23 protein-coding genes and 1 pseudogene are annotated in these 22,634 nt (G+C 65.4%); 11 read left to right on the plus strand and 13 right to left on the minus strand.

Annotated elements, in window-relative coordinates; genetic code table 11:
* Positions 1-537, plus strand: coding sequence for a DUF4112 domain-containing protein (locus tag CWS35_RS12850; protein ID WP_100952083.1), 537 nt, complete (start codon positions 1-3; stop codon positions 535-537).
* Between the two features lie 63 nt (positions 538-600).
* Here the strand turns inward: CWS35_RS12850 and CWS35_RS12855 are convergent, their stop codons facing one another.
* The 5 genes from CWS35_RS12855 to CWS35_RS12875 all read right to left on the minus strand — a co-directional run bounded on the left by CWS35_RS12855 (position 601) and on the right by CWS35_RS12875 (position 4,011).
* Complete coding sequence (locus CWS35_RS12855) at positions 601-891, minus strand: hypothetical protein (RefSeq protein WP_016844322.1); 291 nt, start codon at positions 889-891, stop codon at positions 601-603.
* Positions 892-1,114: 223 nt separating this feature from the next.
* The gene (locus CWS35_RS12860; RefSeq protein WP_080891097.1) at positions 1,115-1,279 is read right to left on the minus strand and encodes a DUF3309 family protein; all 165 of its coding nucleotides are present in this window, start codon (positions 1,277-1,279) and stop codon (positions 1,115-1,117) included.
* Between the two features lie 193 nt (positions 1,280-1,472).
* Positions 1,473-1,886: a peptide-methionine (R)-S-oxide reductase MsrB gene (gene msrB / locus CWS35_RS12865; protein ID WP_100952084.1), complete on the minus strand. Its 414-nt coding sequence runs from the start codon at positions 1,884-1,886 to the stop codon at positions 1,473-1,475.
* A gap of 21 nt (positions 1,887-1,907) precedes the next feature.
* Positions 1,908-2,624 carry a peptide-methionine (S)-S-oxide reductase MsrA gene (msrA, locus tag CWS35_RS12870; protein ID WP_100952085.1) on the minus strand — a complete coding sequence of 239 codons (717 nt, stop codon included), beginning with the start codon at positions 2,622-2,624 and terminating at the stop codon, positions 1,908-1,910.
* A 277-nt stretch (positions 2,625-2,901) separates the two neighbouring features.
* Positions 2,902-4,011, minus strand: a complete 1,110-nt coding sequence (locus CWS35_RS12875) for an ATP-dependent RecD-like DNA helicase (protein ID WP_021076988.1) — start codon at positions 4,009-4,011, stop codon at positions 2,902-2,904.
* A gap of 212 nt (positions 4,012-4,223) precedes the next feature.
* On the opposite strand from CWS35_RS12875, the gene CWS35_RS12880 reads away from it, so the two are divergent.
* The 8 genes from CWS35_RS12880 (at position 4,224) to CWS35_RS39515 (ending at position 11,247) form a co-directional block, all read left to right on the plus strand.
* Complete coding sequence (locus CWS35_RS12880) at positions 4,224-5,429, plus strand: LLM class flavin-dependent oxidoreductase (protein ID WP_100952086.1); 1,206 nt, start codon at positions 4,224-4,226, stop codon at positions 5,427-5,429.
* A gap of 216 nt (positions 5,430-5,645) precedes the next feature.
* Complete coding sequence (locus CWS35_RS12885) at positions 5,646-6,596, plus strand: sulfonate ABC transporter substrate-binding protein (RefSeq protein WP_100952087.1); 951 nt, start codon at positions 5,646-5,648, stop codon at positions 6,594-6,596.
* A gap of 40 nt (positions 6,597-6,636) precedes the next feature.
* Complete coding sequence (locus CWS35_RS12890; protein WP_100952088.1) at positions 6,637-7,590, plus strand: sulfonate ABC transporter substrate-binding protein; 954 nt, start codon at positions 6,637-6,639, stop codon at positions 7,588-7,590.
* Positions 7,572-8,753 (plus strand): FMNH2-dependent alkanesulfonate monooxygenase, encoded by a 1,182-nt coding sequence (ssuD, locus tag CWS35_RS12895; RefSeq protein WP_100952089.1) that lies wholly within the window; start codon positions 7,572-7,574, stop codon positions 8,751-8,753. The genes CWS35_RS12890 and ssuD overlap by 19 nt, the downstream gene beginning before the upstream one ends.
* The gene (locus tag CWS35_RS12900) at positions 8,750-9,556 is read left to right on the plus strand and encodes an ABC transporter permease subunit (RefSeq protein WP_100952090.1); all 807 of its coding nucleotides are present in this window, start codon (positions 8,750-8,752) and stop codon (positions 9,554-9,556) included. The genes ssuD and CWS35_RS12900 overlap by 4 nt, the downstream gene beginning before the upstream one ends.
* Before the next feature lie 8 nt (positions 9,557-9,564).
* A complete protein-coding gene (locus CWS35_RS12905) occupies positions 9,565-10,410 on the plus strand; it encodes an ATP-binding cassette domain-containing protein (RefSeq protein WP_024582962.1) in 846 nt (281 codons plus the stop codon).
* A 7-nt stretch (positions 10,411-10,417) separates the two neighbouring features.
* A complete protein-coding gene (locus tag CWS35_RS12910) occupies positions 10,418-11,008 on the plus strand; it encodes a flavin reductase family protein (RefSeq protein WP_100952091.1) in 591 nt (196 codons plus the stop codon).
* An 83-nt stretch (positions 11,009-11,091) separates the two neighbouring features.
* Positions 11,092-11,247, plus strand: coding sequence for a hypothetical protein (locus tag CWS35_RS39515; RefSeq protein ID WP_024582964.1), 156 nt, complete (start codon positions 11,092-11,094; stop codon positions 11,245-11,247).
* Between the two features lie 43 nt (positions 11,248-11,290).
* Here the strand turns inward: CWS35_RS39515 and CWS35_RS12915 are convergent, their stop codons facing one another.
* The 6 genes and pseudogenes from CWS35_RS12915 to CWS35_RS12940 all read right to left on the minus strand — a co-directional run bounded on the left by CWS35_RS12915 (position 11,291) and on the right by CWS35_RS12940 (position 16,880).
* Complete coding sequence (locus CWS35_RS12915; RefSeq protein ID WP_100952092.1) at positions 11,291-12,676, minus strand: sigma-54 dependent transcriptional regulator; 1,386 nt, start codon at positions 12,674-12,676, stop codon at positions 11,291-11,293.
* A 53-nt stretch (positions 12,677-12,729) separates the two neighbouring features.
* Positions 12,730-13,074, minus strand: coding sequence for a flagellar motor switch protein FliN (fliN, locus tag CWS35_RS12920; RefSeq protein WP_024582966.1), 345 nt, complete (start codon positions 13,072-13,074; stop codon positions 12,730-12,732).
* A 20-nt stretch (positions 13,075-13,094) separates the two neighbouring features.
* Entirely contained in the window at positions 13,095-13,718 is a 624-nt protein-coding gene (locus tag CWS35_RS12925) for a FliH/SctL family protein (protein WP_024582967.1), read from the minus strand.
* Positions 13,718-14,803, minus strand: coding sequence for a flagellar motor switch protein FliG (gene fliG / locus CWS35_RS12930; protein ID WP_024582968.1), 1,086 nt, complete (start codon positions 14,801-14,803; stop codon positions 13,718-13,720). The genes CWS35_RS12925 and fliG overlap by 1 nt, the downstream gene beginning before the upstream one ends.
* A gap of 1 nt (position 14,804) precedes the next feature.
* Positions 14,805-16,433: a flagellar basal-body MS-ring/collar protein FliF gene (gene fliF / locus CWS35_RS12935; protein ID WP_024582969.1), complete on the minus strand. Its 1,629-nt coding sequence runs from the start codon at positions 16,431-16,433 to the stop codon at positions 14,805-14,807.
* Positions 16,434-16,605: 172 nt separating this feature from the next.
* A pseudogene (locus CWS35_RS12940) lies at positions 16,606-16,880 on the minus strand (DUF1153 domain-containing protein).
* Between the two features lie 429 nt (positions 16,881-17,309).
* Between CWS35_RS12940 and CWS35_RS12945 the strand changes: the two are divergent.
* Entirely contained in the window at positions 17,310-18,089 is a 780-nt protein-coding gene (locus tag CWS35_RS12945; protein WP_100952093.1) for an alpha/beta fold hydrolase, read from the plus strand.
* Positions 18,090-18,731: 642 nt separating this feature from the next.
* On the opposite strand, the gene CWS35_RS12950 is transcribed toward CWS35_RS12945, so the two are convergent.
* Complete coding sequence (locus CWS35_RS12950) at positions 18,732-19,442, minus strand: flagellar hook assembly protein FlgD (protein ID WP_024582971.1); 711 nt, start codon at positions 19,440-19,442, stop codon at positions 18,732-18,734.
* A gap of 10 nt (positions 19,443-19,452) precedes the next feature.
* The gene (locus CWS35_RS12955) at positions 19,453-21,027 is read right to left on the minus strand and encodes a flagellar hook-length control protein FliK (protein ID WP_100952094.1); all 1,575 of its coding nucleotides are present in this window, start codon (positions 21,025-21,027) and stop codon (positions 19,453-19,455) included.
* 359 nt (positions 21,028-21,386) lie between these two features.
* Here CWS35_RS12955 and mnmA point away from each other — a divergent pair, with 359 nt between their 5' ends.
* Complete coding sequence (mnmA, locus tag CWS35_RS12960; protein ID WP_024582973.1) at positions 21,387-22,583, plus strand: tRNA 2-thiouridine(34) synthase MnmA; 1,197 nt, start codon at positions 21,387-21,389, stop codon at positions 22,581-22,583.
* Positions 22,584-22,634 lie beyond the last annotated feature (51 nt).

The raw sequence follows: 22,634 nt of genomic DNA on the forward strand, positions 1-22,634 counted from the left end.
ATGGCCATGCCCGAGGACGACATCTTTACGCCCAATGCCACGCGATCGCGGCCGCCCTTCGGCGGAGCGCAGGCGCGTGGCAAGGTCATCGATCAGGACGGGCGCGAATTGCCGGATGGCCCGCAGCATCCGGGCTTCGAGAGCTTCCACTTCGACTTCCGCAACTCCAGCGCCAATCCGTTCGGCAATCTGACCCGCGAGCAGCGGCTGCAGCGGTTGGAGATGATCGCACGGCTGCTCGACGTCGCCTTCGTCGTGCCGGGCACCAATGTCCGCTATGGCATCGACGGGCTGATCGGCCTGATCCCGGTGATCGGCGATCTGATCACGACGGCGATCTCGCTGTGGCTGGTGCGCGAGGCCCGTTTGCTGGGCGCGCCCTGGCACATCACGGCGCGGATGCTCGCCAATGTCGCCGTCGACGGCGTGATCGGCATGGTGCCGGTGGCGGGCGATGCCTTCGACGTCATGTTCCGCGCCAACATCCGCAATGTGCGGATGCTGCGGCGCTGGCTCGACAAGCAGCCCGGATTCTGACCCACAAAACAAAAGCCCCCGGACAATCGCCGAGGGCTTTTCGTTGAGGGAAGAGCAGAGAGCTTATGCGGCGTCGGCATCCGTCTGGCTGGCGGCGGGGCGCGGACGGCGCGGCAGCGGGAAGGCTTCGCTCTCATAGAGCGACCGGATGCCGTTCTGGTCGAAACGGGCTTCCTCGACCTGCAGATAGGCGCCGTTCAGCGAATCCGCCGGCAACTGCTCCATCGCGAATTGCACGGCTTCGGCGGCGGTGCCAAAACGGCGGTACGCGAAGCCCGCCCGCTTCTTCTTGCGGATCGCGGCAGGAAACAGTTCGGCAGACGTATTGTAGTTGAACGGACGCAGGGGACGCATGGTCGACGACCTCTTGTGTTCTTGGCAGTTAGCGTGGCGAAAGGGATTTGGGGGACGGCGGCCTCTACTTGGCGGCGCGCCGTACATGTCATTTCGGTCCCTAATATAGGCCTCTTTGACAAAAATGCGACCCCAGAAGCGCCCCCGGCAGGGCACATGCTGAATCCGCGCATGGCACGAAAGCGGATCAAATAATCTTATTTATTTCAATGGTTTATGGCTCTCAGATCTTGTCGAGCCAGGCCAGGATCGCGACCACGATCAAAATCACCCCGAAAAGGCCCATTCCGGAGTGGCCGAGGCCATAGCCATAGCCGCGGATCCGGCCGCTATAGCCGCCCAGCAGGATAACCAGCAGGATGATGATGAGGATCAATCCGAGCGACATGGCGCCCTCCTCGGAACAGGCGGCAGCCGCGCGGCGAGACGCCGAAGGCCCCGCGAGTTCCGAGCAAAGCACATTCCGGCCCGCGAGTCGTTAAGGCCGGCGGTCGATCACGAGGATGTTGTTTGCCCCGGGAGGTCAAAACAAAGCCCCGCGCAACCGGTCGGCGGTCGCGCGGGGCGTGGGTGGTGATGGCCTACTTCTTCTCGTTCAGCTTCAGCGCCGCCGAATTGATGCAGTAGCGCAGGCCGGTCGGGCCAGGGCCGTCGTTGAAGACGTGGCCGAGATGGCCGTCGCATTTCGAGCACAGCACCTCGGTGCGGATCATGCCGTGGCTGATGTCGTGCTCCTCGTCGACATGGCTCTCGACCGCGGGCTTGGAGAAGCTCGGCCAGCCGCAGCCGGAGTCGAACTTCTGGTCGGACTCGAACAGCGTCTGTCCGCAGCCGGCGCAGACATAGGTACCCTTGCGGGGATCGTGCTCATATTCGCCGGTGAACGGACGCTCGGTCGCCTTCTCACGCAGCACGGCGTACTGCATCGGCGTCAACTCCTGGCGCCACTCGGCCTCGCTCTTGTGGACCTTGCCGTCGGTCTTGGTGTCGGACATTCAACCTCCTTTGCGAGATGCTCAGTTGGTGACCTTGGTGCTGCTCACCAGCGTCGGCTTCTCGATGTAATTCTCCGCGAAGATCTTCTTCAGGTTCTCGACCTTCGGGATGTCGTTATACGCGATATAGGGCTGGTTCGGGTGCAGCGTCAGATAATCCTGGTGGTAGCCCTCGGCCGGATAGAATGCCTCGAGCGCGCCGACCTTGGTCACGATCGGCCTCTTGTAGACCTTGGCGGCGTTGAGCTGGGCGATATAGGCATCCGCCACCTTCTTCTGCTCGTCGCTGGTGGTGAAGATCGCCGAGCGATATTGCGTGCCGGAGTCGGGGCCCTGGCGGTTCAACTGGGTCGGGTCATGCACGACGGAGAAGAAGATCTGTAGGATCTTGCCGTAGGATATCTTCTGCGGGTCGTATTTGATCTCGACCGATTCCGCATGGCCGGTGGAGCCGGTCGACACCTTCTCATAGTCGGCATTCGCCTTGCTGCCGCCGGAGTAGCCGGACACCGCGCTGACGACACCGGCGGTGTGCTGGAACACGCCCTGCACGCCCCAGAAGCAGCCACCGGCCAACACCGCGGTCTTGATGCCAGTCTCCGGCGCGCTTGCGGCCGGCGGCGGGATGATCACGGCGTCCTCGGCGGCAAGCGAGGGCGCGACTGCAAAAGCGGCGACGGCCAGCGCGCCAATCGCGGCAGCGCAAAGCGAGAGGCGGCTGAGGGAGCTCTTGGGCATGGGTTCCTCGTGGGATCGGGGGCCAGTTTAGAGCGGGCGCCGGCATTGGCAAATCGGACCGGGCTGCTCCGACGCTTCAAAATACGGGCGAGGGGCCGTTTTGTTACGGCGCGGGCCACACGGTTTCGTGAGGGAAATCAGCGAAGTTCAGGGATGACGGTGATGGATTTTTGTCCGCTGCCCCTCCACGCATGTCGTCCTGGCTTTCGCCAGGGCGACGCCGAATGTTGGTGTCACAGACTCACCTGTCAGGATGACGTCGGCGCCTGCGGGACCGTCACACCACCACGCTCAGCCGCTTCGCCGCCCGCGTGATGCCCGTGTAGAGCCACCTCGCGCGCGAGTCCTGGAACGCAAAGCTCTCGTCGAACAGCACGACGTCGTCCCATTGCGAACCCTGCGATTTGTGCACGGTCAGCACATAGCCGAAGTCGAACTCGTCATAGGGCTTGCGCTGTTCCCATGGCACGCCCTCGACGCCGCCGTCGAAGCATTCGCCGCGCACCGAGACCTTGGTGACCTTGTAGCCGAAATCCTCGTCCGGCATCACGCGCATGGTGATGATCTTGGATTTCGACTGCGCGCGTGCCTTGACCCGCCACAGCCCGCCATTGAACAGGCCCTTCTTGCGGTTGTTGCGCAGGCAGACCAGCTTGTCGCCGGCGACCGGCAGCGGATCCTCGATGTTCAGCCGCTGCCGCACCCGCATGTTGTAGGCGCGGCGGGTGTTGTTGCGGCCGACCAGCACCTGGTCGGCGCTCATCACGCGGTCTGGATCGAGCTCCTTGCGCGACACCACCTCGCTCTCGCCGTGGCGGCCGATCTCGAGCTCGCGGCCCTCGCGGATATCCATCGACATCCGCACGATCGGATCGTCCTGCGCCTGGCGATGCACCTCGGTCAGCATCGCGTCCGGCTCGGCGTCGGTGAAGAAACCGCCGCCCTGGATCGGCGGCAATTGCGCGGGGTCGCCGAGCACCAGCAGCGGGCAATCGAACGACATCAGATCGCGGCCAAGCTCGGCATCGACCATCGAGCATTCGTCGATCACGATCAGCTTGGCCTTGGATGCGGGGGCGTCGTCCCAGAGCTCGAAGCTCGGCTGCTCGACGCCGGACTCGCGGGCGCGGTAGATCAGTGAGTGGATCGTGGACGCGCTGTCGCAACCCTTGTTGCGCATGACAAGCGCCGCCTTGCCGGTGAAGGCGGCAAATTTCACCTCGCCGTCGACGCCCTCGGCGATATGCTGGGCGAGCGTGGTCTTGCCGGTTCCGGCATAGCCGAACAGTCGGAACACCGGCGGTGTCCCGTTCTGGCCTGGCTTGGCTTTCAACCAGTCGGCGACGGCTTTCAGCGCAGAATCCTGATGCGGCGTAAAGGTGGTCATGAGCTTTCGGAAGGGTGAGCGCGCGATCAATAACGCCGCGACTCAGCTTGTTACAAGCTAACCATTCGTGCGTTCCGATCAAGCCGGCTTCCGCTACGCGGAATTGGCGTTTCGCCCCTGAGGCTGGACTTGGTTCGAGCCAGCACTAGACTGCCTGAAAACAACAAGTGGCCGGGCCACCCTAGGTGGGACCCGACCTTGGGAGTGACGCCATGAAATTCGGCATCTTTTACGAGCTGCAACTGCCGCGCCCCTGGAACGACGGCGACGAGCTCCGCCTCTACCAGAATGCGCTGACCCAATTGGAGACCGCCGACCGACTCAACTACGACTATGCCTGGGTCGTCGAGCATCACTTCCTCGAGGAATATTCGCACTCGCCGGCGCCGGAATCCTTCCTCGCTGCCGCAAGCCAGCGCACCAGGAAGATCCGGCTCGGCCACGGCATCTTCCAGCTCACCACCAATCATCCGGCGCGCGTCGCCGAGCGGATCGCGGTGCTCGATCTCCTGAGCAACGGCCGCTGCGAATTCGGCATGGGCGAGAGCGCCTCGATCACCGAGCTGACGCCGTTCGGGCGCGACATGGAGACCAAGCGCGAGGTGTTCGAGGAAGCAGTCGAGGCGATCTTCCCGATGTTCACCAAGGTCGGCACCGAGCACCACGGCAAATATTTCGACATCCCGTTGCGCAACGTCGTGCCGAAGCCGGTGCAGAAGCCGCATCCGCCGCTCTGGATGGCCTGCTCGCAACTGCCGACCATCGAACGCGCCGGACAGAACGGCTTCGGCGCGCTCGGCTTCCAGTTCGTCAGCGCCGAGGCGGCGCATGCCTGGGTGCACGCCTATTACAACGCGATCACCAAGCGGCTGAAGAAGCTCGCCGACTACGAGATCAATCCCAACATGGCGCTGGTTTCGTTCTTCATGTGCGCGGAGACGGACGAGGAGGCGCGCAAGCGCGCCGACGGCGCGACCTTCTTCCAGTTCGCGCTGCGCTATTACGGCCAGGCGCAGAACCGGCAGCGGCCGGCGCCCGGCACCGTCAACATGTGGGACGAGTACAACAAGTGGAAGCGCGAGAATCCGGAGGCGCAGGAGGCCGCGTTGCGCGGCGGCCTGATCGGCTCGCCGGAGACGATCCGCAGGAAGCTGCGGCGCTTCCGCGCCTCGCATATCGATCAGGTGATCCTGCTCAATCAAGCCGGCAAGAACACGCATGAGCATATCTGCGAGTCGCTCGAATTGTTCGGGAAGGAAGTGATGCCGGAGTTCCAGCACGATCCCGAGCACGATGCCTGGAAGAAGGGCGTGCTCGACGGCTCGATCCAGCTCGAGGAGATCGACACCCAGGCGTTCTCGGACCGCTACGGCAAACTCGCGGTCAACGTCGGGTCGAAAGCCGCTGCCGCGGGTTGATCAATCGATGTGCAGCGACCTCGCGTTTCCGTGAGGAAAATAATTCGCTACGCCCTGTCGGCGCTTTAAAAGAAACGGCACGCGCGATGCCTGCACCGAAGTGCAGGCATCGCTATTTTTGGGCGGTGCTCGACAGCTTCATTCGCGCGCCCCATCATCCTGACATCGCATGATCGCGCGCCCGCTAGCGCGCTTGGTCGTCAGGAGATTTTTGGAATGAAGCGTCGTGAGTTCCTCCAGCTGTCGCTCGCCACAGCCGCATCGGTCGCGCTGTTGCCGGGCGCGCAGGCGCAGGCGGACACGAAGGAAATTCGTATCGGCTACCAGAAGAACGGCGTGCTGGTCATCGCGCGGCAGCGCGAAGCCTTGGAAAATCATTTCAAGCCGCAGGGCATCAGCGTGAAATGGGTCGAGTTCTCCTCGGGCCCGCCGATGATGGAGGCGATGAATGTCGGCAGTGTCGATTACGGCGCGGTCGGCGATTCCCCGCCGATCTTCGCGCAGGCCGCAGGGGCGGCCATCGTCTATGCCGCGGCCCAGCCCATCATCAATGGCTCGGGCATCCTGGTGCCGCAGAATTCGGCGATCAGGACCATTGCCGACCTCAAGGGCAAACGTGTCGGCTTCACCAAGGGATCCAGCGCGCATAACGTCGTGATCCAGACCCTGGAGAAGGCCGGGCTGACCTATGACGACATCACGCCGGTCTATCTGACGCCGCCGGATGCTGGCCCGGCCTTCGCCAATGGCGGCATCGATGCATGGGCGATCTGGGATCCGTATTTCGCGATCGCCGAAACCAAGCAGAATGGCCGCATTCTGATCAACACCAGCGAGGTTACCAAGACCAACGCGTTCTACATCGCGAACCGCGACTTTGCGACCAAGCGTGGCGCTCTCCTGCAGCAGGTCGTCGATGTCACGACGTCAACGGCGGCGTGGGCGCAGGCGCACCCGGACGAGGTCGCGAAATCGCTGGCCGCCGTTACAGGCGTGCCGCTCGATATCCAGACCATCGCGGCGCGGCGCGCCGGCTTCTCGGTGGGCCCCGTGACCGACGACGTCATCGCGACCCAGCAAGGCGTCGCCGACCGCTTCTTCAAGCTCGGCTTGATCCCGAAGCAGATCGCGATCCGCGACATCGTCTGGCGCAACACCCAGACCTGATCGGCGCGCATTTGGTCATTTCAATGCAGAAGGATTTCTCATGACGGGTTTGTTCCGGCGCTGGGTCGCCCGCGCAGTGCTGTCGGTCAGCATCGTTGCCGCCACCGTCAGCGCGTCCTACGGCGAAGAGAAGGTGGTCCGCATCGGCTACCAGAAATACGGCAAGCTGGTGCTGCTGAAGAGCAAGGGTTCGCTCGAGGAGAAGTTGAAGGCGGTCGGCACCAAGGTGGTGTGGACCGAGTTTCCGTCCGGGCCACCGCTGCTCGAAGCACTCAACGTCGGCGCGATCGATTTCGGCAACACCGGCGAGGCGCCGCCGATCTTCGCGCAGGCCGCCGGCGCGCCGATCCAGTATGTCGCCTATGAGCCGCCGGCGCCGAAGGGCGAGGCGATCCTGGTGCCGAAGGACAGCCCGATCAAATCGGTCGCCGACCTCAAGGGCAAGAAGGTCGCGCTCAACAAGGGCTCCAACGTCCACTATCTCCTGGTGAAGGCGCTGGAGAAAGCCGGCGTCAAATATTCCGAGATCGAGCCGGTATTCCTGGCGCCGGCCGACGCGCGCGCGGCGTTCGAGCGCGGTTCGGTCGATGCCTGGGTGATTTGGGATCCGTTCCAGGCTGCGACCGAGGCCGCGACCGGCGCGCGCACTGTCGCCGACGGCACCGGCATCGTCGCCAACTACCAGTTCTACTTCGCCTCGAAGAGATTCCTACAAGCCGATCCGAAGATCGTCCAGCTCGTGCTGGCGCAGCTCAGCGAGGTCGATGACTGGGCCAAGAACGATATCCACGCCGTCGCCGAACAGCTGGCGCCGAGCATTGGCCTGTCGGTGCCGGTGGTCGAGGTCGCGCTGAAGCGGCAGGCCTACGGCATCAAGCCGGTCACCGATGCCGTCATCGCCGATCAGCAACAGGTCGCCGACACGTTCTTCGCGCTCGGCCTGATCCCCAAACAAATCAAGATTTCCGACGTCGCATGGAGGCCAGGCACGTGAGCACCCCAACCAACGCCAACATCCTCTGGTTCCTGCCAACCCATGGCGACAGCCGTTATCTCGGCACGTCGATCGGCGGCCGCGAGGTGAATTTCAACTATTTGCGTCAGATCGCGCAGGCCGCCGACCAACTCGGCTATTACGGCGTGCTGCTGCCGACCGGGCGGAGCTGCGAAGACTCCTGGGTCGTGGCGTCGGCCGTCGCGCCCTGGACCGAGCGGCTGCGCTATCTCGTGGCGGTCAGGCCCGGCCTGCAATCGCCGAGCGTCGCTGCGCGCATGACCGCGACCCTGGACCGGCTGTCGAACGGCCGCCTCCTGATCAACGTCGTCACCGGCGGCGATCCGATCGAGAACAAGGGCGACGGCATCTTCCTAAATCATGACGAGCGCTACGCGGTGACCCGCGAGTTCCTCAACGTCTACAGCGATCTGCTCGCGGGCAAGACGGTCAATGTCGATGGCCAGCACATCCGGATCGAGGACGGCCGCTTGCTGTTCAATCCGGTGCAGTCGCCGCGGCCGCCGCTGTATTTCGGCGGTTCGTCGGATGCCGGCATCGACGTCGCGGTCGATACCGTCGACAAATACCTGACCTGGGGCGAGCCGCCGGCGCAAGTCGCCGACAAGGTCGCGCGGGTGAAAGCGGTCGCAGAGAGGCGGGGCCGTAAGCTGTCGTTCGGCATCCGCCTGCATGTGATCGTGCGCGAGACCAATGCCGAGGCGTGGCGCGCCGCCGACGAACTGATCCAGCACCTCACCGACGACACCATCGCCACCGCGCAGAAGATCTTCTCCCGGATGGATTCGGTCGGTCAGCAGCGCATGGCGCAGCTGCATGGCGGCCGGCGCGACAAGCTCGAGATCAGCCCGAACCTGTGGGCCGGCGTCGGCTTGGTGCGCGGCGGGGCCGGCACCGCGCTGGTCGGCGATCCCGAGACGGTCGCTGCGCGGATCAAGGAGTATCAGGACATCGGCGTCGATACCTTCATCATGTCGGGGTACCCGCATCTCGAGGAAGCCTATCGTTTCGCCGAGCTGGTATTCCCGCTGCTGTCGCTCGGACACGGTAACAACGTGACGCCGATCCGGGTCAACACCGGGCCGTTTGGCGAGACCATCGGCAATGAATATCGGCCGCAGAAACAGGCATCGCAATCATGAGCTTGATCGATTCACGCCCGCGCGTCGGCGCGCCCAAATTGCCGAAGGTCGATGGACTGATCCCCTGGATCGTGCCGCTCGCGATCGTGCTGATCTGGCAGCTTGCCTGCGTCACCGGTTTTGTTCCCTCGCGCGTACTTCCGGCGCCGACTGACGTCGCGCTGGCGGGATGGAAACTTCTGCTGTCCGGTGAGCTGGTCCGCAACATCTGGGTCAGCTTCTGGCGCGCCTCGATCGGCTTCCTGATCGGCGGCGGCATCGGCTTCGCCTTCGGTCTCGCCAACGGCCTGTCGCAGCTCTCGGCCAAGCTCACCGACACCACGTTGCAGATGGTGCGCAACATCCCGCATCTGGCGCTGATTCCGCTCGTCATCCTCTGGTTCGGCATCGACGAGTCGGCCAAGCTCTTTCTGGTGGCGCTGGGCGTGTTCTTCCCGATCTATCTCAACACGCTGCACGGCATCCGCACCGTCGATCCGCAACTGATCGAGATGGGCCGGATCTACGGCATGACCGATGGCGAGCTGTTCCGCCGGGTGATCTTCCCGGGCGCACTGCCTTCGATCTTCGTCGGCCTGCGCTTTGCGCTCGGCATCATGTGGCTGACCCTGATCGTCGCCGAAACCATCGCGGCCTCGTCGGGCCTCGGCTACATGGCGATGCAGGCGCGCGAGTTCATGCTGATCGACGTCGTCGTGCTCTCGATCCTGATCTACGCCCTGCTCGGCAAGCTTGCCGACAGCGCCTCCCGGGCGCTGGAGCGGCTGACCCTGTCGTGGCACCCCGCCTTCCAGAACAAGTGAGAATGAGAATGCAAGAAGCGCTTCGTTTCCAGGCGGTGGACGCCGAGCCGGTCGATCGTGCCGACATCGTCGTGCAGGCGCGGCAGCTGCGCCGAGGACCGGACGCCGCGACCCGTGGGTTATCGCTGACCATCCGCGGCCTGCGCAAGGCGTTCGGCGACAATGAGGTGTTGCGCGGCATCGACCTGCACATCCCGGCCGGCCAGTTCGTGGCGATCGTCGGCCGCAGCGGCTGCGGCAAGAGCACGCTGCTGCGCCTGGTCGCGGGCCTCGATGCGCCGACCGCGGGGACTATCGCTTTCGGCGAACAGCCGCGGGCGCAGGATGTCCGCGTCATGTTCCAGGAGCCGCGGCTGTTGCCCTGGGCGCGAGTGCTCTCCAATGTCGAGGTCGGTCTGGGACGCGAGCGTTCCTCGACGGATGCGCAGGCGCGCGCCGAACGGGCGCTGGTCGAGGTCGGCCTCGGCGACAAGCGCAGCCAGTGGCCGTCGGTGCTCTCGGGCGGCCAGAAGCAGCGCGTTGCGCTGGCGCGGGCGCTGGTCAGCCAGCCGCGCGTGCTGGCGTTCGACGAGCCGCTCGGCGCGCTCGATGCATTGACCCGGATCTCGATGCAGCAATTGCTGGAGCGGGTCTGGCGCGACCAGGGCTTTACCGCGATCCTGGTGACGCACGACGTCGCCGAGGCCGTCGCGCTCGCCGACCGCGTGCTGGTCATCGAGGATGGCCGCATCGCGCAGGACGTCACGATCGACCTGCCGCGGCCGCGCCGGCGCGGGTCGGCCGAGCTCGCCGCGCTGGAAGGCGAGATCCTGAAGCATCTGCTGGAAGGCAGCGAAGACACATCCGATCTGTGAGGCCGTCATGAACTCCGTCGTCCGCAACGTTTCGATCGCATCAGCGGTTACGGCTGCCGATTTCCGCGGCGCGATGCGCCATCTCACCGGTGGTGTCAGCATCATCACGGCCGGCCGGGGCAAGGACATCTCGGGGATGACGGTGACCTCGGTGTCATCGCTGTCAGTCGAGCCGCCGTCGCTGATCGTCGGCATCAACCGCGCCGCCTCCTCATGGCCGCTGATCGCCCGCCATGGCGCGTTCGGCGTCAACATCCTGACCGCGGATCAGCTCGACATCGCCGAGCGATTCACCGGCAAGGGCGGGGTGAAGGGTGCCGACCGCTTCACCGGCGCCGAATGGACGACGCGCGCCACCGGTGTACCGCTGCTGGTCGGGGCGCTGGCCGCTGTCGACTGCGAGGTCGAGGAGGTCATCGAACGGCATTCGCATGCGATCGTCATCGGCCGCGTGCTCGACGTGATCGCCTCGGAGCGCACCGCCGCGCTGGCCTATTGGCACGGCGAATATGTCGCGATTGACCGCGAGGAGGATGCCGCGCGGCTCGCCGAGGTCAGCCTGCCGTCGCGTCACGTCCACGCAAGCGGCCCGCGCTAACTGACGGGCTTGGAGTCGTCGAGCTAGCGTTTTGCCGGGCTGCGGACTAAAAGCCGCCGGTGTCTGGGAGACGTGACGGTTCGATGAAGCGCGTGGGGACCTGGCTGTTCTATCTCGTCGGCGCGATCGCGGTCGCGTATCTGGCGCTCTATGCGTATGCGACGTTCAGCGGCCGCGACGTCACGCCGGGTGATCCGATCCGGATCTTCCGCAAGCCCGACGCGCCCAGCTATTCGTGACGCGCGGCAAGCGGCGGGGCCAGTTCCTCCCGCCTCTCGTGGTTCAGCCGGCCGTCGCCAGCCGCTGATAGTCGCCGCCGCCATTGCCGGCCGGGGTGATCGGGATGCCGCCGTCGGCATATTCATTCAGCTTGTTGCGCAGCGTGCGGATCGAGATGCCCAGGATATTCGCGGCATGGGTGCGGTTGCCGAGGCAGTGCTTCAGCGTTTCCAGGATCAGGTCGCGTTCGACGTCGGCGACGGTGCGGCCGACCAGCGCGCGGGTGACCTGCTCGGCGGCGAGCGTGGCGTGCGCGACCGCGGGCGCGGTCTTGGCGAGGTCGAGGCGGTCGCCATCCGGGGTCAGGATCGCCTCGGGACCGATCTCGTCGCCCTGGGCCATCAGCACCGAGCGATGGATGGTGTTCTCGAGCTCGCGCACGTTGCCCTGCCAGCGGTTCGCGGTCAGGATCTGACGGGCTTCGGTCGAGATCGGGCGCACCGGCAGGCCGTTGGCCTCGGCATATTTCTTGGCGAAGTGCTGCGCCAGTTCGAGGATGTCGGCCGGACGATCGCGCAGCGGCGGAATCTTCAGATTGACGACGTTGAGGCGGAACAGCAGGTCCTCGCGGAAGCTGCCCTCGCGCACCGCCTCCGACAGGTTGCGGTTCGAGGTCGCGATGATGCGGATGTCGACCGGGACCGGCTTGGTGCCGCCGACGCGGTCGATCACGCGTTCCTGGATTGCGCGCAGCAATTTGGATTGAAGGCGCACGTCCATCTCGGAGATTTCGTCGAGCAGCAGCGTCCCGCCGGTGGCTTCCTCGAACTTGCCGATGCGGCGCGCCACCGCGCCGGTGAAGGCGCCCTTCTCATGGCCGAACAGTTCGGATTCCAGCAGGTGCTCGGGGATCGCCGCGCAGTTGATCGAGATGAACGGCCGCTTGGCGCGGGCCGAACGGGAGTGGACATAGCGCGCCAGCACCTCTTTGCCGGTACCGGACTCGCCGGTGATCATGACCGAGGCCTCCGAGCCCGCGATCTGCTGCGCGAGCTTGATCACCCGGCCCATCGCCTCGTCGCGCCAGATCAGGTCGCGCGCGTCGTTGGCGACCGCGCCGAGCACGGCCGCGATCAGTTCTGGATCGGGCGGCAGCGGGATGTATTCCTTGGCGCCGGCGTGGATCGCGGCGACCGCGGCGCGGGCATCGTTGGAGATGCCGCAGGCGACGATCGGCACGTGGATGTGCTCGGCCTCGAGCCGCATCACCAGATCGCGGATGTCGAGGCCGACATCGACCAGCAGCAGGTCGGCACCCTTGCCGCCGCGCAGCACACCCATCGCCTGTTCGGCCGCCTCGGCGTGGGTCACCGTGGCGCCGTTGTCCATCGCGATCTTGGTCGCGGTCGTGAGCTGGCCCTTCAGGGTGCCAACGATGAGAAGCCGCATGATGATCTCCTGTTCGTCTGGTCGCGCAGGTTCCGCGCGCTACCGCTAGATTGTTAAGAGCGCTCTGCCTTGATGATTTCGGTCATGGTCACGCCGAGCTTGTCTTCCACCAGCACCACTTCGCCACGCGCCACCAGGCGGTTGTTGACGTAGATGTCGATCGCCTCGCCGACGCGGCGGTCGAGCTCGAGCACGGTGCCCGGCCCGAGCTTCAAGAGGTCACCGACGTCCATCTTGGAGCGGCCGAGCACCGCCGAGACCTGCACCGGCACGTCGAACACGGCCTCGAGATCGGCCGCGATGCGCGCGGCATGTTCGTCCTCGTTGTAGCCGATGTCGTCGATCCCCGGCGCGTCGGCGGAGTTGAGATCGGGAAGCGGGACGTTGGTGTCGCTCATGGTTCAGCCCTCAATCGCCTTCAGCCGGCCTGGTCGCGAGACGCCAGATAGCGCCCGACGAGTTCGTTGATCTTGCCTTCGATCGCCGCGCGTTCCAGCACCACGCCGCCGTCAGCCCATTCGATCCGGCAGTCGCCGGTCGCAATGGTCGGTTCGGCCAGGATCACCAGCCGGCCCTGGAAGCCGGAATGCGCCGCCATCCGCTCGATATTGTCGTGCGCCGCCTCGTAGAGCGCGTCATTGATGCGGACCACCAGGTGCGGCGTCGCCACCAGATGCGAGAAGCAGTCGGAGACCAGCGCGGTAATCTCGCCGAGCGGCTCGCGCGCGATCAGTTCGGAGCACAGCTTGCGGGCGACCGCGACCGCGACGTCGACCGCCTCGGTCTCCATCCGGGTCTCGATGCCGGCAAAGCGCGCGGCGATGCCCTTGATCGCGGTGCCGATCTCCTCCAGCGCCTGCGCGGCGCGGCGGTCGCTCTCGACCTTGGCCTCGCGCAACGCGGCCTCATAGCCGGCGCGGTAGGCCCGTGCCTCGGCATCGGCCACTTTCTGGGCGACCTCGGCCGGCGTCGGCGCGCGTTCGCGCGAGCGGTCCGGCGCCGAGAAATCCGTGTCGAACAGGAATTTTGCGGGGGCGGCCATCAGTACACCAGCTCGTCGTCGGCGCGGTTCTTGGTCAGCGTGATCTCGCCGCGCGCGGCGAGGTCCTTGGCGAGGTTGACCAGCAGCGCCTGCGCCTCGTCGACGTCGCGCAGCCGCACCGGGCCCATCGCGGCCATGTCGTCCATCAGCATCTTGCCGGCGCGCGAGGACATGTTGCCGAGGAAGAAGCTGCGCACCTCCTCGTTGGCGCTCTTCAGCGCCACGCCGAGCTTGTCCTTGTCGATGTTGCGCATCAACGTCTGCGCCGACGCGGAATCCAGCTTGATCAGGTCGTCGAAGGTGAACATCAGCGCCTTGATGCGCTCGGCGGATTCGCGGTTCTCTTCCTCCAGCGAGGTGATGAAGCGGGTCTCGGTCTGGCGGTCGAAATTGTTGAAGATCTCGGCCATCACCTCATGGGCGTCGCGGCGGCGGGTCTGCGACAGGTTCGACATGAACTCGGTACGCAGCGTCTGCTCGACCCGCTCGATGACTTCCTTCTGCACCGCCTCCATGCGCAGCATGCGGCCGACCACGTCGAGGGCGATGTCCTCGGGCAGGATCGCCAGCACGCGGGCGGCATGCTCCGGCTTCAGCTTCGACAGCACCACGGCGATGGTCTGCGGGTACTCGTTCTTGAGGTAGTTGGCGAGCACCTCTTCCTGCACGTTGGAGAGCTTCTCCCACATGTTGCGGCCGGCTGGGCCGCGGATCTCGTCCATGATGCCGGTGACCCGCTCGGCCGGCAGGTACTGTTGCAGCAGTCGTTCGGTGGCGTCGAAATTGCCCATCAGCGCGCCGGAGGCCGACATCCGCGAGACGAATTCCAGCATCAGATCCTCGACCACGTCGGCCTCGACGGTGCCGAGCGTCGACATGTGGACCGACAGCTCGCGGACCTCCTCGTCGTCGAGCATCGACCAGATCTTGCCGCCATACTGTTCGCCGAGCGCGAGCATCAGGATCGCGGCGCGCTTCGGGCCGGGCAGCGGCTTGGCCTTGGGGCGCGCGTGCTGCCGGGTCGCCAGCGTCGAGAGGACGGTGGCGATGTCGTTGGCGTTGGTGGTCTGCGGTACTGCTGCCATGTCAGCTCTCTGCAGGCTCGCTCAGCCATTGACGGACAATGGAGACGGTTTCGTTCGGATTGCGCTCGGCGAGCTCGCCGACCCGATGCACGGCCTGGGCATGGACCTGGCCCTGGATCTGGGCGACGTCGATCAGTTGCGCCGCGCCGTTGCTGCTCGGGATCAAGGCCTGCCCGGTCGCGCCGGTGCTTTCTGCGCTCGCTTCCGCCATCGCGGGCGCGCCGGCACCGGCCAGCGCCGGGACCACGTCGGCGGCGACGATGCGCTTGACCAGCGGGCGGACCACCATGAACAGCACGACCAGGCCCAGCATCATCATGACACCGAGCTCGATGACGTACATCACGTCATCCTTGGTGAATTGCAGCATGCCGAGCAGGCCGGTCGGTTCGGCGATCGGCTGCGTCGCGGGCGGCTCGGCGAAGCGCAGGTTGACGACCTCGACCTGGTCGCCGCGCTTCTGGTCGAAGCCGATTGCGGAGCGGACCAGGGCTGCGATGCGGTCGAGCTGATCCTTGGTGCGGTCCTGGTAGACCAGCTCGCCCTTGTCGTTCTTGGCGTAGCTGCCGTCGACCAGCACCGCGACCGAGATGCGGTTGACGCGGCCGGCTTCGGTCACCTCGGTCTTGGTGGTGCGGGAAATCTCGTAATTGTTGGTTTCCTCGCTCTTCTTGCTCTGGTCGCGGGCGCGGGCGGCGTTGTCCTGGTTCTGGTTGCCCGGCAGCTCGTTGTTGACGGTGACCTGGCCGGAATTGTCGGCGGTGAGGCTGCTTTCTTCGCGGGTCTGGGTCGAGCGCAGCACGCGGCCTTCGGGGTCGAACTTGTCCGAGGTCTGGGTGATCTTGTTGTAATCGAAGTCGGCCGAGAGCTGGACCCGGGCGCGGCCGGCGCCGACCACCGAGGAGACGATGTCCTCGACCTGCTTGCGCATCCGCTTCTCGAACGCGGCGCGACGCTCGTCGCCAACCGCGGCATCGGCATCCGATTGGGCGCCGTCGGCCAACAACTGGCCGGCTTCGTCGACGATCGAGACCCGGGTCGGCTTCAGTCCGTTGACGGCGGAGGCGACCACGTGGCGGATCGCGCGGATCTGCTGCGGCTCCAGCGAACCGCGCACCCTGAGCACGATCGAGGCCGAAGGCTCCGGCGTCTCGCGCGAGAACAGCGGCTTTTCCGGCAGCACGAGGTGGACCCGCGCGGCCTGGACGCGGTCGATGGCGCGGATGGTGCGGGCGAGCTCGCCCTCCAGCGCGCGCAGATGATTGATGTTCTGGACGAAGCTTGTGGTGCCCAGCGCATCCGATTTGTCGAAGATCTCGTAGCCGACGCCGCCGCCCTTGGGCATGCCGCCCTCGGCGAGCTTCATCCTGAGCCGCGTCACCTTGTCCTTCGGCACCATGATCGCCGCGCCGTCATTGCGCAGCTCGAACGGAATCGCCTGGCGCTCCAGCTCCTTGATGATGGCGGAGGAATCCTCGGTCGACAGATCGGTGAACAGGGTGGTCATCTGCGGCGTGGTGACGCGCATGATGACGAAGGCGAAGAAACCGATCAGCGCTGCGGTGACCGCAACCATGGCCACGAGACGGGCCGCACCAAGACCTCTCAGGAAAGCAACCAGACTTTGCACCAACGGCCCCCAGGGATTCGGCCCACGCGGGTCCGACTGGGCAAATATTGCCTAGGGTATGGTTTCGATATGGTTAACGAAGGTTAAGAACCGCGGCAAAAACGCGGACATGAAAAAAACCGGCTTCGCAAGGCGAAGCCGGTTTTCATCAAATGCACCATTAAGGCGAAACTTACTGCCGGTACTGCTGGATCCGTGTGGTGCGCAGCCCGGCCAGACCATGCTGGTCAATCGAGAACTGCCAGGAAAGGAATTCATCGACGGTCAAAGTGTAGCGGCTGCAGGCCTCCTCAAGGGAGAGCAGGCCGCCGCGGACCGCAGCGACGACTTCGGCCTTGCGGCGGATGACCCACCGCTTGGTACCGGGGCCGGCAGGTCCGCAATCGTTAACGGGCTGCCGTCAGGCCCGATGACGTATTTTACCCTCGGGCGATGGGGTTCTGTCATGGCGTACTCACAAACTCTCAACCACTGAACTCGCAGGAGGTAAACTACGCCCACCGGTTTAAAATTTGCCTAAGCCCAAGCGTTCAATACGAATCTCGTTGGAACGGCCGGGAACAGAGGGGCGGCAAAGGCCGGATTCAACAAATCGAAGGCCCGGGCGGAATGCCGGTTTCATCCCCGGCCGTCCGGCCGCCAGACCGCCGGGTCCGGCCGGCAGCAACAGGAAATCGTCGTTCCCCTCAGTATCTCCCCGCTACTTGAACGGCGTCATACGAGGTGAACCTTGGTCGGCCTTCCCACCCTGTTCAACTATCCTTGATGTCCGCGCTTGGAGCGACACCGCTCGTAACCATGCGCCATTGCGTGCGTAGGAGAGGTTGTCCGCTCATCGCAGGTGAGCACTTCACTCCTTCCATCCGAGCCCTTGTCATGATGATGAACAGACGTACTTTCTCGACCGCCCTGCTGGCTGGCGCGGCGGCTTCGCTGGTGTCCTCGCGCGGCACGGCCGCAACCACGCCACCGGTGCAGGCACGCAACGTCGTGCTGGTGCATGGCCTGTTTGCCGACGGCTCCTGCTGGTCGGACGTCATTCCGCGCCTGCAAGCGGCCGGGCTCAATGTAACGTCGGTGCAAAATCCGCTGACCACGCTCGACGAAGCGGTTGCCTCGGCGCAGCGTGTGCTCGATCGGCAGGATGGCCCGACGGTGCTGGTCGGCCATTCCTTTTCCGGCATGATCGTCACCGAGGCCGGCATGCATCCGAAGGTGTCGGCGCTGGTCTATGTCGCCGCGCGCGCTCCCGATGCGAACGAGGACTACACCGCGCTGGCCAAGACCTATCCGACGCCGCCGGCGAGCGCCGGCATCGTGTTCGACGGCGACGAGGGGCGGCTGTCGGAAGCAGCCTTCCTGCGCGATTTCGCCGGCGACCTGCCCGAAGCCAAGGCGAAGGTGCTCTACGCCGTGCAGCAGCCGTTCCACAGGCAATTGCTGGCAGGCAAGACCAGCCACGCCGCCTGGCGCAGCAAGCCGAGCTATTACGCCGTCTCGACCGAGGACCGCACCATCAATCCGGATCTCGAGCGCTTCATGGCGAAGCGGATGGGCGCCACCACGATCGAGCTGAAGGCCAGCCATCTCGCGCTGATCTCGCAGCCCGACGCGATCGCACGGCTGATCCTTGATGCAGCGGGGCAGTCGAAGTGAGGGCCGCCGACAGCACTCGCTGGTCGCGTTGATCGCCCGACCGAGCGCATGATCCGGAAAGTGTTAGGCGGCTCTCGAAAGCATGACGCGTGCGCTCAACCACATTCGATATGCAGCCGCGCGGCTACTCTTCTGCGGCCGGCAGCCGTTCGCGGAGCGCTGCAATCTCCAGCATGACGGTGATGGCGATGGTCCTGAGCCGCGCGTTCTCGGCCATCGTCTCGGCGAGCTGAGGAGGCATGGCCATCGCGTGCCGGGGAGCGTTGGGAGCGCGGTCGGGCGATGGGGGACGTGTCGGGTTCACGAGCTAACTCTTCCCGGTGGTCGAAGGCGGGCGGCTTGGGTGGCTGCGGAGGTTTCAGGGCAGAATCGGCGATCGGGCGCGGAAAATCACGATAGCGCTGGCTTGCTTACAGACAGCTGACGTGCGGCAATTTATTTCTGATCATGTCTATTGATGTTGTTGGCGAGAGATTGCGAACCGGCTCGCGCCAGATTACCGCCGTTCCCGTCACCCCAAATGCCGATTGTTGCGCGCTGCCGGAGCGGCGAGTCCCTGCAACTCGCCGCAGCGTAAGTGGCCCGGCCTTCGCCGGGACGACGCCGGTGATTGACGTGATGCAACGCGCCCGCAGGCCGAGGTTAGCTCGAGCTCGTGGTGCCGCGGACCACGCGCTTGACCTTGTCGGTGGTGTAGGTCTGGCCACCGATCGAGAGCAGCGGCGGCGAGGCGGTCAGGTCGACGGAATCCACCATGCCCTGCACCTCGGTGGAAATCGCGATCGGGTTGCCCTTGGAGTCCTTGCCTGTGGCGGTCAACGTGTAGGTGCCGGCCGGCCATTGCGTGCCGTCATTGCCCTTGCCGTCCCAGACGAAGCTGGCATTGCCCTGACTGAGGTTGAAATTGCCGGAATAGGCGGTCTGGCCGGTCGCGGTCGTGATCGTGATGGTGGCGCTGGTGGCCTGCGGGGACACCAGATTCCAGGTCGCGGATTTGTTGAACTGCGTCTTGCTGCCGTCGACCGCGACCGTGTTGCCGACATAGACCAGTGCCTGGGTCGACTGCGCGCTCTTCTCGATCGCGATCAACTGCTTGAGCTGATCGTTGGATTTCAGCTGCTGCTCGACACCGGCGAACTGCACGAGCTGCTGGGTGAACTGGTTGGTGTCGAGTGGGTCGAGCGGGTTCTGGTTCTGCAACTGCGTGGTCAGCAGCGTCAGGAAGGTCTGGAAATTGTCGGCGATGCCCTTCGAGGTGGTCAGGCCGCTGCCGCTGCTGCTTCCGGAGCTCGTTCCGCTGTTGGTGCCCGGTGCAGAGACGACCGGCGTCGGCATGCTTGCGTCGACTGCCATGATGAACTCCTTACACTCTTATATCGACGCCGCCGAGGGCGCTGGTGGTGCGTCCATAGGAGCGGCCGGCTGCCGCTGCGGGAGCGCTGTCCTCTTCGGCGACGATCAGATGGTGCGCGTTCGGATTGGACTGGCCATTGCTGTTCTGACCCGACTGCGACTGGTCGCGCAGGCTGAACTGCAATCCGCCATTGCTGGTCGAGAGGCCGGCATTGTCGAGTGCGCGCTGCAACTGGTTGGCGTCCTGGCGCAGCATCGACAGCGTTTCCGGGCGTTCGACGGTGAGATGCGAGGTCACCTGGCCGTTGCGGTCGACATCGATGCGGATATCGATGCGGCCGAGCTCGGCGGGGTCGAGCCGGATCTCGAAGCGGCTCTTGCCGCTCTTGGCGGAGGCCGCGATCTGCATCGCGAGCCCGCTGAGCGGCACCGCGGCAGCTTGCGCGGCGTTGGTCACGGTCAATTGCGCGGTCGCGGAGGGCGTAGTCTGGGTGGCGGGCAGTTGCGGCTGCAATGCATTCGCCGCCTGTGCGCTGGGATCAGGCGTCGCGAGCTGGGCCTGCGCGGCAGCGTGACCGCCGATGGTCGGCGTCGGCGCGGTGCTGCCGTCGCCGTTCGTATCGGCCTTGATGGCATCGGCCGCACCGTCCGCGGTGGCCTTCGCCTTGCCGGTGACCGCGGCAGCCTGCGCGACCGCGGGCACGATAGTGGTCGGGGCGGCCGACGCGGCGCCGCCGCTGCTAGAGGCGGCGCTGTCCGGGTCGGCAGGCGCGGTCGCGGTGGCGTCCTTTGCGGTCATCTGCACCTTGGCTTGAATGGTCTTCGTGGCGGGCGTTGCGGCGGCGACCGTCGTGCCGAGTGCAGCATCGCCGGACGACGCCGCTGCGCCTGCGACCGTTGCGGCATCGGTGCCGGTGACGAGCTGCTCCTCGGTCTTGACGCCGGCCGCCTTGGCGACCTTATCGGCATTCGCCGTCGTGACCGCCGCAGTTGCGGTGCCGGTCGCCGCGGGCGTACCCGTGCCGGCAGTAGCACCAGTGCCGGCGATCGCCGCGCTTGCCGCGATGGCGGCGGCGGCGATCGCAAGCGGTGCGGCCGGCTGGTCGGATGGCGCGCTGGCCGCCGCCGTCGGATCGGCTGCCGGCGCTGCCGCGGCAGCGATCACCGCACTGGCCGTTGCGGCATTGGACGGATCCGGCTGTGGCGTGGCTTGCGCGGTCGCCGATGTGCCGGTCGTGGATTGCGTGTCGGTGCTCGATTTCGAGTCGTCCGATTTCGATTTCGACTTGGTCTTGCGCGACGAGGCATCGTCGCTGTCGACCTTCTTGTCGTCTCGCGAGCTCGTGGAATCCCGCGCGGTCCGGTCGGGGGCCGTGCTGCCGTCGCGGGAGGCATCGTCAGACCGGCGCGCGGGCGCCGGTTGCGTGTCGTAGCGGCTGCTGTCGCTGCTGGACGCGGTGCCGCTGTCGACCAGCGCGGCAAAACCGTCATTGCTGGTCCGCGAGCTGGAATCGGACCGCGCAGGGCGCGGTGTCGCGCCCTGAAAAGACAGGCCTGCCAATGCTTCCGACGTGACGCTGACCACTGCCAACCCTCGCAAATGAGACTTCCGGCGTTCTGTCAGCAAGGAGTGGGCCAACCACGGCAGGCACAAAATATTCAGATACTTCAATGTATTAGCTTTTGCGCTTACGGACCGGAACCGGTTCCCGACCGGCCTTCTTTTTGCCCGGCGGCAAGATTTGCCGTCTGCGCGTGGCACGCCGCGGCTTGCGCCGGATTGCCTCGCCGGAATACGGCCTATATTAAAGGTGGCCTCCAACGCGTCCTGAACCGACCGAGCCGATCTTGGACGCGTTCTAAGGCTCTCTGGACAAAGGCTTTTTCCAATTTCGTCGCGGAGCGCATAAGCTCGCCGCGACAGTGACCAATGACCGCTTGAAGATGCTCAACAGCCTGGACCTCGAAGGCCGCCCTGAAGACACCCGGATCGTCGTTGCGATGTCCGGTGGCGTCGACTCGTCGGTGACGGCTGCGCTGTTGAAGTCGCAGGGCTATGACGTGGTCGGGATCACGCTGCAGCTCTACGACCACGGCGCCGCGACCCATCGCAAGGGCGCCTGCTGCGCCGGCCGCGATATTCACGACGCCCGCAACGTCGCCGAGCGGATCGGCATCCCGCATTACGTGCTCGACTATGAAAGCCGCTTCAAGCAATCGGTGATCGACAATTTCGCCGACAGCTACGCGCTTGGCGAGACGCCGGTGCCGTGCATCGAGTGCAACCGTTCGGTCAAGTTCCGCGATCTGCTCGCGACCGCGCGCGAGCTCGGCGCGCAGGCGCTCGCCACCGGCCACTATGTCGCCTCGCGCCGGCTCGCGGATGGATCGCGCGCGCTGGTCTGCGCGGCGGATGCCGACCGCGACCAGAGCTACTTCCTGTTCGCCACCACGCGCGAGCAGCTCGACTTCCTGCGCTTTCCGCTCGGCGACATGACCAAGCCGGAGACCCGCGAACTGGCGCGGCGTTTCGAGCTCGAGGTCGCCGACAAGCAGGACAGCCAGGACATCTGCTTCGTGCCGACCGGCCGCTACACCGACATCATCGGACGGCTGAAGCCGAATGCGATCGCGCCGGGCGACATCGTCGATCTCGCCGGCAACGTCGTCGGCCAGCACCAGGGCATCGTTCATTTCACCGTCGGCCAGCGCAAGGGCCTCGGCATCGCCTCCGGCCATCCGCTCTATGTGGTCAAGCTCGACGCGGCGACGCGCCGGGTCGTGGTCGGGCCGCGCGAGGCGTTGCGGATGGACCGCATCGCGCTGCGCGACGTCAACTGGATCGGCGACGGTGCGCTGGATCGCGTGATCGGCGACGGCATCGAGATCTATGTCCGCGTGCGTTCGACCCGCGCGCCGCAACCGGCATGGCTGCGCGCCGCCGGTGGCGGTTATGAGGTCGAGCTCGTTGCCGGCGAGGAGGGCGTGTCGCCCGGCCAGGCCTGCGTGTTCTATGACGCGGCCTCCGGGCAGGCGCGGGTGCTTGGCGGCGGCTTCATCAAGAGTGCGACCGCAAGCCGTGCGACGCGTGGCGTCACAGGCGATACAGTGGCGCCGCTCGCGGAAGCGATCCGCGGCTAGCGCATGATCCGGAAAAGTGGCAACCGGTTTTCCGAAACGGTCATGCGCAAA

It is taken from the genome of Bradyrhizobium sp. SK17 (assembly GCF_002831585.1).
In the GTDB taxonomy this organism is placed as follows: Bacteria; Pseudomonadota; Alphaproteobacteria; order Rhizobiales; family Xanthobacteraceae; genus Bradyrhizobium.